Source organism: Candidatus Neomarinimicrobiota bacterium, from assembly GCA_022573815.1.
GTDB lineage: Bacteria > Fidelibacterota > SORT01 > SORT01 > SORT01 > JACZTG01.
Window position 1 is genome coordinate 1 of sequence record JACZTG010000040.1, and the last position, 13,460, is coordinate 13,460.

Here is a 13,460-nt window from a genome sequence, read left to right on the forward strand (position 1 = left end):
GCAGGGCTTTGTTTTTGTGATTATGGAATTACCGAAATAAAAGTAAGAATTACTGAATTATTAAAAACTGAGTGGAATTATTTCCATAGAGGTTAATATTACTGTCACATATATAACCGTAAATCCCAATTAGATTCTTGATTAAATTTCTGTTTAAAGCACGTCTGAATGTGCACAAGACATATGAAAAGAAAAATGCTATTCGAGGTTTTGCGGCAGGAATTTTCAGCTGGTTTATCATAAAATATTAATACACATTTTATTAAATTAAATCATTGACTCTTATATATCCGCAAAATTATCTTTCCGAGAAATAAATACAAAAATATTATTTTGTAAAAATGACAGCGGAAGAATTAACAAAAAAAAGGCGCCCTTAAGATGAATATAGATCTGATAATGGTACTCGTTTATTTCGTAGTCATTTTCCTGATTGGAATGTATAAAAGCGGTCAGCAGAAAAAAGATTCCGCTACTTATTTTCTGAGTGGAAGGAGTCTTCGCTGGCCTGCTATAGCGATGTCCACAATCGCTACCAACATTCAAGCAGGTCATTTTATCGGCATGGGCGGCGCTGCATACGTTTACGGTCTTGCGTGGGCAAATTTTGAGATAGATGCAGTCTTTGGTATTCTTCTCGCTGCTTTCTTTTTTGTTCCACTCTATCTGCGTATGAAAGTATTTACCATTACACAGTTCTTCGAGGCAAAATTTGGAAGTTTCGTAGCTCTGAGTTATGCTATCTTTTCCCTGATTCTGTTCGGAATTGTTTACATGGGAGGAGCGCTTTACTGGGGAAGCATCGCAATAAACGGTATTTTTGCAGATCAATTGCAGTTTCTTCATTCAGACCCTGTAGTCAGGCTTTACATCATTGTGGTTCTAATGGGCGTGTTTTCTTCTGTATATGTCTATTTCGGTGGCCTTGCCGCGGTGGTTCGTACGGACATGATTCAGTTGGTTACCTTGTTAGGCGGCGCATTTATAGTATTGGTATTAGCGGTAAAAGCAGTGGGCGGTTTCTCGGAATTGTATAATCCTGACAATTATGCAAATATCACGACCGGAAGAGATCATTTGATGCATCTTTTCTTACCATCCGATCACCCGAAAGTACCTTGGCCTGCCGTGTTCTTCGGTATGCTCCTGTTGCATATCCAATACTGGGGCGCAAACCAGGTAATTCTGCAAAGGTCTCTTGCTGCACGATCTCTAAAGGATGCTCAGATCGGATTGATAGTCGGCGGGTTTTTAAAATATATTTTTGCAGCTTTGATAATAATACCGCCAATTGCGCTGGTAGGTTTTCATAAACCCCTGGCTGATCCTGACCAGGCATACATAGTGTTGATAAACACCTTGCTGTCTCCGGGGGTCCGCGGATTCGTATTGATGGGGCTATTTGCTTCTCTGATGAGTACGGTGGATTCCATAGTGAACTCCGTGAGCACACTATTTACTTTTGATATTTATAAAAGATACGTTAATAAAGATGCTTCGGATGAAAAGTTGATTAATATTGGAAGGAATTCAATCGGATTCATAGCGCTTTCCGGGATTATGTTCGCATTTTCACTTATCTATATAAAATATCATGGATTTAATTTCCCTCTTTCACTTCTGACTAACGAGATATCTTATCATATAAAGGCATCTTTTACGATACTACTTCTGGCAGCGGTGTTCTGCTCCAATGCTCCGAGGAAACTTGTTACATATATTTTTGTCGGCAGTGCAGTGGTATCGCTCTTATTCAGATATTTCATATTCCCTGATATGAATTGGTTAAACCGGACAGGATGGGTCATCGTATTGGGTTATGCGATATTAGCAATCGCATCATATCTATCACCAGGACAAAGGATCAAATGGAAAGAACTTTTTATTATGGATTCGAAAAAAGTCGGGTATTTCGGCATAGTCCTCGCCATATCATTAGTCGTATTGAACGTGGTCTTCAGGTAAACGGAGGAAAATCTTTATGAAAATAAAATTTACCGGAACAGGTGACGGGAGGGGTATCCCTGCAATCGGTTGTAAGTGCGACCGGTGTAAGATTGCAAGAGATGCTAAAGGAAAAAACCGCCGTCGCCGGGTATGTGTAATAATAAAAAACGAATCGGGAGCAATTATACTCGATACGCCCATCGACATCGGACGGATAGTGAATGAAGAAAAAATATTTAAAATAGATGCGATATTTCTTTCTCACAAACATTGGGATCACGTCGGAGGAATAACCGAATTTGAGTGGTGGAATGCAGAAAAAATTCCAGTATATGGTAATATGTCTGCGCTTGCAAATTTCGAAACGACTGAACGGCTGTATGATAGGTGTAAATTTCATATAATGCATGACCGGGAAACGGTTAAAATAGGGCACATAAAATTCAAAGCATTCGCGGTAAATCATAAGGTACCAACCCACGGTTTGATCATCATAAATGGTGATAAACGCATAGTTCATTTTAACGACAGCGTAAGTTTAACGTTAAGCGATTATGAGAAAAAACAGGTCAAAAAGGCGAGCCTCGTCATATTCCATACACCGGGTTATGACGGCGGTACTGACCACATTGACGTTATCAGCGTTATTAAAATTGCGAAAAAATATCCGAAAATATCTTTCATTATCTCTCATATCGGGCATAATAACCTGTCTCATGAAGAATTAGTTGAAAAATTAGCTCCTTATAATAATTTACGCGTTGCATATGATGGGCTTGAGATTAAAATCTAAATATGCCCTCAAAGAGCGAATTCTTACGAATCATAGACTTTTAATTCAACCATTTTAAAGCCGGTATTCTTTCATCAAAACTCGGGAGCTACCGATACTGTGAATATTGCGAATTATGATGTAGTTATATTAGGGCATATTGCAAAAGATATATTGGTCATCAATGGAAAGGAAAAAGAAGCTATTGGCGGAGCTGTTTATTATGGCGCTATGGCTTTATCGAAGTTGAATTATTCCGTTGCAGCTATTACTCTTCTTTCCAGGGATGATTTCTCTTACCTTGACGTAATGAAAAAAGATGGTATAGAAGTTTATTCTTACGAAACTGAAGTAACCAGTGGTATTAAGAATACATATTATGGGGAAAATCATGATAGAAGAATTTGTGAACCGATTGCGTTCGCAGGTGAATTTAAAACAGAACATATACCGGATATCACCACCAAAATATTTCATATAGGACCCATCATGGCAGGGGAAGTACCTCTACACCTAATTGAACAGATAACCTCCAAGTTTGAAAAAGTGTCCCTGGACCTACAGGGTGTACTACGGGTTAGAGACGGTAAGGATTTGATATTCGTTGATTGGCCCGATAAGGAACGCGGATTGAAAAAGATTCACACGGTTAAAGCGGATTCCGTTGAAGCAGAAGTTATTACGGGTGAAAAGGAGATAGCAAAGGCAGCGCGAATAATCGCTGAATGGGGACCCCGTGAGGTGGTCATCACACATAAACACGGTATGTTAGTCTATGCTGAAGACGAAGTATTTGAAGCGCAGTTCACTCCTCATTCTATAAATGGCCGAACGGGTCGCGGCGATACAGCGATGGTCTCGTATATTGCGAGTCGATTAAATGCGTCACCCGGGGAGTCGTGCAGGTTTGCCGCCGCCGTTACCTCAATGAAGTTGGAAAAAGAGGGACCTTTTGACCTCACGTATCAGGATGTCATAGCGAGGATTGACGATGACTATCCTTCCGGGAAATAAATAACATGGACAGCGTAACAATCGGCATCATCGGAACAGGAGCGATAGCGAGAACCCATGCCGGAATATTGCAGCAAAATGACGCCGTGAAATTGGGTTCAGTTTACGATGTTCAGAATGACAGCGGGGAAAGATTTGCTGCCGATTTCGGGATGCAGGCGCTCTCCAGCGCTGAGGATGTCATTACTGATTCTGATGCCGTTTATGTTACAGTTCCCAATAAGTTCCATGCAGATTTAACGCTAAAGGTATTGAATCAGGGTAAGGGCGTCTTTTGTGAAAAACCTTTTGCATTAAATCTCTCAGACGCTCAGAAGATAGTGGATGCTGCTGAAAAAGAAGGGGGCGTTTACCAGCTTGGATTCAGCAGGAGGCTTGCCCCTGTTTACAAAAAAATGAAAGAACTGATAAAGAACGGGGAGCTCACGCCGAAATCCTTTAACATAAAAATGAACCGCGGTGAGCTCAAAGTTCCGCCATGGACCAGCGATTCTAAAATCACAGGCGGATTCCTATTTGAATCTACGCTTCATCTTATTGATATGGTGCGTTATCTGTTTGGTGAGGTGAAGGAGGTCACGGCTGTTGGGTCAAAATCGGTTTACCCGTGCGTGGATGATTTTTCCATGATATTCGAAATGGAAAATGGGATTCACGGCGTTTTTTCATCCAGCGCTCACACAACATGGATATTCCCATTTGAACGGGTGGAAATTTATGGAGTTCACGCTTCTATCGTTAGTGATGAGATGGAAACTGTTACTTTTTGTATGGACTTAAATGTGCCGGTTGAAAAACTAAATTTTTCGACGCTTCCTGTTGACGAGCGATGGGGTTTCATACAGGAAGACGAGATATTTGTGGATAGGCTTTTAGGTCGGGATTCCGGGGAAAATGCCCTGGTCGCCACATATCTTGACGGATATAAGAATGTTGAGCTCATGGAAAATATATATGAAAAAGTGGGATTAGGTCTATAAATTAAACTGACCGTTATTTTTTTACAGAATTATTAGTAAATTATTGAACCTAAATAAATCAGACAAGATCGAGAAAATAGAATGATAGAAACTATCAGGTTAACCACTGCTCAAGCCATTATTCGTTTTTTAAAAGCTCAGTGGATTGAGTTAGATGATGATAGTCACCCGTTTTTTGCAGGAATGTGGGGAATATTCGGTCATGGAAATGTTGCAGGAATAGGGCAGGCGCTTGAGCAAGATGGGGAGTTCACTCATTACCTTCCCCGGAACGAACAAGCGATGGTGCATATTGCTGCGGCTTTTGCCAAACAAAATCACCGGATGAAGGCATTCGCCTGTACTTCTTCGGTAGGTCCCGGCGCTACTAATATGGTAACCGGGGCGGCTGGCGCTACTATCAATAGAGTTCCGGTACTTCTACTGCCGGGCGATACATTCTCAAGAAGGAACGTCGGGCCCGTTCTTCAACAATTGGAGCATCCTCTCAGTCAGGACCTGTCGGTAAATGACAGCCTTAAAGCTGTGAGCCGTTATTGGGACCGTATAAATCGACCGGAGCAGATTCTTACGTCGTTTCCTGAGGCGATGCGTGTTCTTACAAATCCTTCGGAGACAGGGGCAGTGACAATTGCTCTGCCGCAGGATGTGCAAGCCGAAGCATATGATTTTCCCAAGACATTTTTCGAAAAGAGAGTCCACTACGTTCCGCGTATGCTCCCTGACAGCACATTGTTACATCGTGCAACGGAATTAATCAAAAAATCCGCGAAACCGCTGATTATTTCAGGCGGCGGTGTGATATATTCCGGAGCTACTGATGCATTGGCGGCATTTTGCGAGTCCACCGGAATACCGGTCGGCGAAACTCAAGCGGGAAAAGGTTCTCTTAATTGGAAATATGATAAGAACCTGCAGGGAATCGGGGCTACAGGAACTTCAGCCGCCAATCGGATTGCGAAAGAGGCTGATCTTGTGATTGCTGTAGGAACTCGTTTATCCGATTTTACCACAGCTTCAAAAACACAATTTCAGAACCCTGACGTGAAGTTCATCACCATCAACGTATCGCCGTTTGATGCGGGTAAGCATTCATCGCTGATGCTGGTAGGGGATGCGAAGGCAACCTTGGAAAGGCTGAGCCAAATGCTGTCGGATAACGATTACTCTGTTTCTCGGGATTACGAAGAGACCATTCAAAAATTAGTTCATGAGTGGAATAAAGAGTGTGATCGAATATTCTCATCCGAAAATAATGAAAAGTTCACTCAAGGCGAACTGATCGGTATTTTGAATGAATTCATGACCGACAAGGATACATTAGTCGGCGCCGCTGGAAGCCTTCCGGGCGATCTGCATAAACTATGGCGGGCGGAGAACGGCGAACATTACCACATGGAATATGGCTATTCATGTATGGGATATGAAATTGCCGGTGGTTTGGGTGTAAAGTTTGCAAAAGAGGAGGGTGATGTTTTCGTTATGGTCGGAGACGGCTCTTACCTTATGATGCACACTGAGATTGTCACGTCTCTTCAGGAAAATAAGAAGATTATTCTTATCATCGTGAATAATCATGGTTATGGTAGTATCGATGGTCTGTCGAAAAGCCTCGGAAGTTTGGGATTTGGAAATAAGTTACGGCATCGAGACGCAAAGACGGGAAAACTAACGGGTGATTTTCTTGAAATCGACTTTGTAGAGAATATCATTTCCCTCGGCGCTGAAGGCATCAAAGCCGGAACACGCGAAGAGTTTATTTCCGCGCTGAAACAGGCTAGGGGAAATGAAAAGACCACGGCAATCGTCATTGAACTTGAACCATCTGATGTTCCCGGCTACGAATCATGGTGGGATGTTCCGATAGCGGAAGTTTCAGATATGAAGACGGTACAGGAAGCGCGAAAGGAATATGAGGAAAAAGTAAAGAAAGAACGGTATTTTTAGTGAGTCAGCAGAATGTAAAATTGGGAATCGCACCTATCAATTGGTCGAATGACGATATTCACGAGCTGGGAGCGGACATTTCGCTTGACAGATGTCTATCCGAGATGCAGGAAGCAGGATATGCGGGAACGGAATTAGGGCATAAGTATCCAACCGAAGTCAGCGCCCTAAAACCATTGCTCACGAAATATGAATTAACATTAGCCTCTAAGTGGCATTCCACTTTTTTTGTCGAGAACAACGATTTGGAAGCCGAGCTGTCCGGGATTAAAGAGAGCCTTGAATTTCTCTCGGCAATGGGAACAAATGTAATAAACATTGCGGAGTGCAGCGGGAGTGTCCATAGCGAAAGGAATATGCCTTTATCAAATAAACCGGTCTTTGATGACAGAGAATGGGATCGTCTCATTACAGGCTTAAAAAAAACCGGTGAATTATGCGATACTTATGGGATATTCCCTGCTTACCACCACCATATGGGAACCGGAGTTCAGACTGAAGAGGAGATTGACCGATTGATGTCCTCTACCGCGGATGATAAGGTTTACCTGTGCGCGGATTCAGGCCATATGCTGTTTTCGGGGTTTGCCCCGCTACCGGTTTTTGAAAGATATATGGATCGTATTCGTCATATTCACCTGAAGGACATTCGCGAGAACGTTATGACCAAGATGTTGGATGAGGATGCTTCCTTTCTGGATTCAGTTATAGAAGGAGTTTTTACTGTTCCGGGAGACGGTATGATAGATTTTAATCCGATTTTCGATGTTATTATGGGGTCGAACTATAATGGGTGGATGATAGTGGAAGCCGAAGGAGATCCAGCCAAAACTAATCCGCTTAAATATGCTAAAATCGCAAAACGATATATAAACGAATTGGTAAACGTATAAATTATTAACGTTAGAAGGTGATAGATGGATAAATCAAAAATGCAAATTACCAGCGACTTCGGGAGCGACTGGTGGAATGATTCATGTGATCTGAAAGAATTGCAGGATGCTGTTGATAAGGGCGCGGTAGGAGCCACCTCCAATCCGGTTATTATTAAGGCGGTCGTCGAAAATAAACCTGATGAGTGGCTGCCTGTCATTGACCGGCTGATCTCGGAAAATCCCAATGGAACCGAAGATGAAATCACATGGGATTTAGTAGATGATATTGGAACCCGTGCGGCAAAAATACTCGAACCTGTCTATCATCAGACAAATGGTGAGAAAGGAAAGCTCTCGCTTCAGGTGAATCCAAAGTATTATCAGAATCCTGAGAAAATGGTGGAGCAGGCGAAGCATTTGGCGGGATTAGCGCCAAACATAGCCATAAAATGCCCGGCAATTGGTCCGGGACTTGATGCTATTGAAGAACTGGTAAGTCAAGGTATTACCACCAACGCCACTGTCAGCTTTTCCCTCCCTCAGGCGATTCAATGTGCCGAAGCTGTAGAACGGGGTTGGAAAAGAGCAGAAGAAAACGGAGTGGATACCTCCAATCTCTCTCCTTACGTTACTATAATGGTAGGACGAATAGATGATCAATTAAGAAGGGTTATGAGTGAAGAAAATATTTCGATTGATTCCGATTATCTGGACTGGGCGGGCGTGGCAATATTTAAAAAGGCATACAAGATATTCAATGAGCGAGGATACAAGAGTAAACTCCTGTCCGCAGCCTTCAGGTGTCATATGCACTGGTCAGAATTAGTTGGAGGCAAGGTCGTCATCAGTATGCCCTACGATTGGTGGAATAAATTTAATGAATCCGATATAGATGTAAAGGCACGAATGGATGACGATGTTGATCCGGAAATAGTCAAGCAACTATCGGAGAAGTTCGTTGACTTCAGAATGGCTTACGAGGAAGACGGTATGGGTGTTGACGATTTCCTAAAATTCGGTCCGTCTGTTAATACTCTCAGTCAATTTCTAAGCGGCTATGATAGTTTGGTAAGCATAGTACGCGGACGAATACTCGGTACTTGATAATGAGTCTTGTTAAGCTGTTTCGGGATAAGACGTTTTCAGCCGGCTACAATGAATACCTGACGCCTGACGATGATACAGGTTTGAGATTTCAAATCCTGCAAATGACCGCAAATTCAGAGGAGACAATTCTTTCGAATGAATGTGAAACCGCACTCCTGATTATCGAAGGAAAGGGCACTTTGGAGTACAATAATCAAGAAATAAAATTCGACAGGAATAACTGGATTGAACAAAACCCTGTAGTTGCACATTTTCCTGCGGGAGATGAAATTAAAATTACAACAGAAGAAGATACTCGCCTGGCTGTGATAAGCACTCTGAACAGCTCCCGATTTGATGGGAAAATATATCTTCCCGAAGAAATCGATGTTGAGCGAAGAGGAGAGAATATACTTGACGGAACGTGTTATCGTCTGGTTCGATTGGTTTTTGACAGAACGATTGCACCGGAGAACGCGAAATTAGTTTTAGGAGAAGTATTAAATTTCCCGGGCAAGTGGAGCAGTTATCCACCGCATCACCATATTCAGCCGGAAATTTACTATTATGAGTTCTCTCCTCAAGAAGGATATGGTCATGGAGAGCTCGGTGAGGATGTCTTCAATATCAAGCATCAGGACTTATTAAAGATAACGGATTCTAAGGACCACAGTCAGGTGTCGGCGCCGGGGTATCATATGTATTATATCTGGGCAATCAGACATCTTGACGATGCGCCGTATACGGGATTTGAATTCACAAAGCCATTCGATAAGTTATTAGAGTAAATATGTCGATGCTTCTCAGATAAATAACGCCATTAAATTATGTCTTTGCGGCTCATCAATAGTCTCACTTTTACCATGTGAAGTCTGGTGAAACAAATTAATAATGTTTTTAATCCTTATATTTCATTATGGTCGTACTGGAAGGAATTAATATAATGAGCTACCGAAAGATTCTGGTTATTTCAGCAATCTTATTATTGGTCAGCTGTGAAAAGAAAACCGACCAAATCATTGAAGAAGTTGTTGCGGTCGTCAACGGTGTGCCAATCATAAAAAGTGAGATGGTAAGACGGATAGAGCTTACTGCAATCCCCGGGATTCATAAGCATAAAGACAGGAATAAACGGGCCCTGGACATGCTGATTGACGAATTAACTTTGAGTCAATTGGCTAAAGAACGAGGTCTTGAGGATTCACCTGATTACAAGGAAGCAATAAAGTTTATAGAACAGCAATCATTGATTCGTGAACTTTTCTTTGAAGAGATTCGAACTAATGCAGCTCCCGATTCACAAATAATCGATCTTGCGCTGAGAAAGTCATTGATTCGTATGACAGTTAAGACATTGGTAACGGAAGATGAAAACATCGCGGATAATTGGATTAAATTTAAAAAATCCGGGGGGAACTTTAAGGATTTGTTAAAAGAATCTGAAGGTGATTCTATGATTCGCATTGGAGGTTCGTCATTTCACTGGGGGGACGGTACTGCTCCATTTCAAGTAGAAATATCCGCTTATCAGACAGCCGTTGGTGAGATGTCAGGTATTCTAAAATTACCAAACGGATTTGCTGTTCTTTACGTTGAACATGCGTCTCAGGATATAATCTTAACCCCATATCAGGTAAGTATAAAACACTCTCAAGTTAAAGAGGTACTTCAGGCAAGGATGGAGAGCGTATTGGCAGATGATTATGTATCAAAACTTATGAAGCCCGTAACTGTAAAACAGAAAGGAGACGGTCTTGAAGCGGTCATTAAATTTATTGAAAGGAGACTGGAACTGAATGAAGATGACGAGTCTCCGTTATCGCAAATTATGAACGAAGAATTGACGATATCCGACGATATTGACCTTTCTTTGCCGGTCATAAAAACACCCGATTTTATGTGGGATGGACATGACGTCACGGTGATGCTAAGGAATTATAATTATCCAATAGATAAAAGCAGTCGCGCGTCCCTTCGCAAAACAATGACTGATTTTTTAAAAAGCAGCGTTACCGATCACTATCTCGCTGTAAGAGCAAAACAGATCGGTTTACAGTCCGCTGATAGAGTGAAAGAGGACGTTAAGATGTGGAGCACGTATTTTTTAAGTATAAAAGGTTTGGGCTCTTTTGCGAATGAAGATTCCACCCTGAATAAAGAAGGAATTATCCGACAGGTCAAGGCTCTAAGAGATATGGCGGAAATAGAGATCAAACACGATTATTTGGATAGAATTGAGTTAACGGGTATTCCGATGATAACTGTCTGGAACAATCGTTTTAATCAGCATTTAGCTGTCCCTCCATTGATGAAATACTGACTTATTTACAATAATTTTATATTTAGATCTTAATATACGGTAAATTGCGAATAAAGAGTTTCTGGCTATAACGTATAAATTGGAAGCTGGATTACATATATAATTCGCAATAAAATGTATTATCAGTGTTAGAAATATTCATTACTGAGCTTATCGTGAAGCTTAATTATATGTAAATATGTATTATATTTACGATACACTAAATGAAGGACAGTGTATATGAAAACGGAAAAAAAGTGAAGAAGGCAGCCATGTTACTGTTTTTGGCGCTGTTGACTTTTTCAACCGCTAATGCTCAATATCAGGTGAACGATGTAGTTTCTGATTTCACATTACAAAGTTATGACGGCACCGAGATTACATTTTTCGACTATAGCGGAGATGTCGTGCTGCTCACATTCTGGTGGTTCGCGTGCCCTCCATGCCAGCAGGAAGCGCCTGAAATACAAACAGAACTGTGGGAGAAGTATAAAGACAGAAATTTTCAAGTGTTATCGATTGGTTTCAAGGAGCAGATTGATACGGCGGAGCTGTGGGTGGGTCTTTATCTAATTACCCATTTAGTTGTAATAGATGAAGGAGACGTATTTGCGAGTTATAGCGGTTCTTTAGCATTTTCCGCCTTTCCGTACAACGCAATCGTTAGCGCTGACGGTCGCTTAATATATTCCGAAGTAGCATTTGACCTTGAAACATTAGACGAGATCATAGATAATAATACTACCGTAGTTGTGTCTGTTGAGGATGACCCTGTAAATTTACCAAATGAAATAGAACTTCACAATGCATATCCAAACCCATTTAATCCATCCACGACGATATCCTTTGATCTAAATGTCCGATCGACCCTGAAATTGAAAATTTACGACCAACTCGGTAGGGAAATTATCACGCTTTTTAATGGTACGCTCGGACCGGGCGCTTATTCTTATATCTGGGATGGTAAGGACAGAAATGGAAAGAGCGTATCTTCGGGGATATATTTTTCACAGCTGCAAACAGGAGACAGGCATATGGTACAAAAGGTAACTCTCTTAAAATGAAAACAAATCTTTGTTTGATTACAACAGCGCTTATTATTTTCTTTGGTACGGAAACCGCCTTTCCGATATCTCCTTTACAGGGGAGCGTTCCGGGCTACAAGATGAAAACTCTGGCGGGAAAAAGGATAAGTCTTAAGGATTATAGAGGGAGCCCCTTACTACTGAACTTTTGGGCGACATGGTGCGCTCCTTGCAGAAAGGAGTTTCCTATAATTAAAGAGATAGAAAATAAATATGGCAAGGATGGACTCGTAGTCCTTGCAGTAAATGTGGATGATACCAGGACCATTTCCGCTGTTAAGTCTTTTGTATCGGCTCATTCTCTAAATTTCACTATTCCGCTGGATCCTAACAGAAAACTTTTAAACAATTTCCGCGGTTCAGCGTTGCCGCTAACTGTGCTTATAGATGCTTCCGGCAATGTGGTTAGGATATATACAGGATTTTTAGGCGTGTGGGAAGAAGAGATTGACCAGCAGTTATCTGAACTGGTGGCGGCCGGTTCATGGAAAAAGAAGGAATAAGAATGAATTGGCAGAGAGCAGGAACCTTTGCCGTGACAATGGCGCTCACAATATCGACTGCTTATTCGCAGGACGTTCGTTTTTATGGGTCGAATAACGTTCGTTTCGCCGACGGTACGAGACTCAATAGCCTGCAAAATCTTCAAATGTCAGGTTCCGGGAATTCCTCCGGTGTTACAACTGGTTTTTTTGAAAATTGGGCGGATATATCAGCGGTTTACAAAAACTGGTTCGCCACATTCAGGTATGAATTTGATGATCCTTCTGAGTATGGTCTGGACAGAAATGATATTGTCAATTGGAGCATCTACTACGACAATGAAAATTATTCGTTAAACGCAGGCACTTTCGAAGAGCTTTTCGGGCGTGGTCTCACATTGAATCTCTATGAGGACAGGTCGATATTTTACGACAACAGACTTGAAAACGGCGCAAAATTCAAATATGACAACGATTGGTTATCCGCAACGTTCTTGAAAGGGAACAATCTCTTCTATGAGACGTTGGATGAAAACACGGCAAGTCAGGACTATAATAACGTTACTGCTGTAGACTTTTCAATCTCACCGATAAATAGCCTTAATATTGGAGTATCATTTGTTAATGTTAACAGGGATACTCTTTCTCCCGACGGCACGTTGCTTAACAGAAATAACTCGGGTTTTAGAATTAAAGACTATGACAGGGAGACTGATTTTTACTCAATCTATGCGGCTTATGAGGGTTTCGACGACTGGCAATTCTATTTCGAACGCGCTGAAAATAAGATAAAATCGAACTCAGAAGTTAAAGGTGACGGTTTTTATATGGCAGTAGGGAGATCCGGCGGTTTCCCTAATCTGCGACTGGAGTATAAGAACTTCCATAATTTTGCGGCTGACCCAAACGTTCTCGATTCGCCTATCGGTCCATACCAAAACCCTTCAAGAGTTCAGCGGCAAAATGATTTACG

12 protein-coding genes are annotated in these 13,460 nt (G+C 41.6%); all 12 read left to right on the forward strand.

The features are described from left to right. Positions 1 to 381: 381 nt before the first annotated feature. On the forward strand, positions 382 to 1,965 hold the full coding sequence (locus tag IIB39_10590) for a sodium/solute symporter (protein MCH8929145.1): 1,584 nt from the start codon (positions 382 to 384) through the stop codon (positions 1,963 to 1,965). 16 nt (positions 1,966 to 1,981) lie between these two features. Then, positions 1,982 to 2,740, forward strand: a complete 759-nt coding sequence (locus IIB39_10595; protein ID MCH8929146.1) for an MBL fold metallo-hydrolase — start codon at positions 1,982 to 1,984, stop codon at positions 2,738 to 2,740. Between the two features lie 99 nt (positions 2,741 to 2,839). Continuing rightward, complete coding sequence (locus IIB39_10600) at positions 2,840 to 3,733, forward strand: hypothetical protein (protein ID MCH8929147.1); 894 nt, start codon at positions 2,840 to 2,842, stop codon at positions 3,731 to 3,733. Between the two features lie 5 nt (positions 3,734 to 3,738). Beyond that, positions 3,739 to 4,713 carry a Gfo/Idh/MocA family oxidoreductase gene (locus IIB39_10605; GenBank protein ID MCH8929148.1) on the forward strand — a complete coding sequence of 325 codons (975 nt, stop codon included), beginning with the start codon at positions 3,739 to 3,741 and terminating at the stop codon, positions 4,711 to 4,713. A gap of 81 nt (positions 4,714 to 4,794) precedes the next feature. Further along, a complete protein-coding gene (iolD, locus tag IIB39_10610) occupies positions 4,795 to 6,660 on the forward strand; it encodes a 3D-(3,5/4)-trihydroxycyclohexane-1,2-dione acylhydrolase (decyclizing) (protein MCH8929149.1) in 1,866 nt (621 codons plus the stop codon). Continuing rightward, positions 6,660 to 7,553, forward strand: coding sequence for a myo-inosose-2 dehydratase (iolE, locus tag IIB39_10615; protein ID MCH8929150.1), 894 nt, complete (start codon positions 6,660 to 6,662; stop codon positions 7,551 to 7,553). Before iolD ends, iolE begins: the two co-directional genes overlap by 1 nt. Before the next feature lie 24 nt (positions 7,554 to 7,577). Beyond that, complete coding sequence (locus IIB39_10620) at positions 7,578 to 8,639, forward strand: transaldolase family protein (protein ID MCH8929151.1); 1,062 nt, start codon at positions 7,578 to 7,580, stop codon at positions 8,637 to 8,639. A gap of 2 nt (positions 8,640 to 8,641) precedes the next feature. Further along, positions 8,642 to 9,409: a 5-deoxy-glucuronate isomerase gene (locus IIB39_10625; protein ID MCH8929152.1), complete on the forward strand. Its 768-nt coding sequence runs from the start codon at positions 8,642 to 8,644 to the stop codon at positions 9,407 to 9,409. Positions 9,410 to 9,564: 155 nt separating this feature from the next. After that, positions 9,565 to 10,941, forward strand: coding sequence for a hypothetical protein (locus IIB39_10630; protein MCH8929153.1), 1,377 nt, complete (start codon positions 9,565 to 9,567; stop codon positions 10,939 to 10,941). Between the two features lie 203 nt (positions 10,942 to 11,144). After that, complete coding sequence (locus IIB39_10635) at positions 11,145 to 11,984, forward strand: redoxin domain-containing protein (GenBank protein MCH8929154.1); 840 nt, start codon at positions 11,145 to 11,147, stop codon at positions 11,982 to 11,984. Continuing rightward, on the forward strand, positions 11,981 to 12,508 hold the full coding sequence (locus IIB39_10640) for a TlpA family protein disulfide reductase (GenBank protein ID MCH8929155.1): 528 nt from the start codon (positions 11,981 to 11,983) through the stop codon (positions 12,506 to 12,508). Before IIB39_10635 ends, IIB39_10640 begins: the two co-directional genes overlap by 4 nt. A 2-nt stretch (positions 12,509 to 12,510) precedes the next feature. After that, on the forward strand, positions 12,511 to 13,460 hold a 950-nt coding region (locus tag IIB39_10645), incomplete at its 3' end, for a hypothetical protein (GenBank protein MCH8929156.1).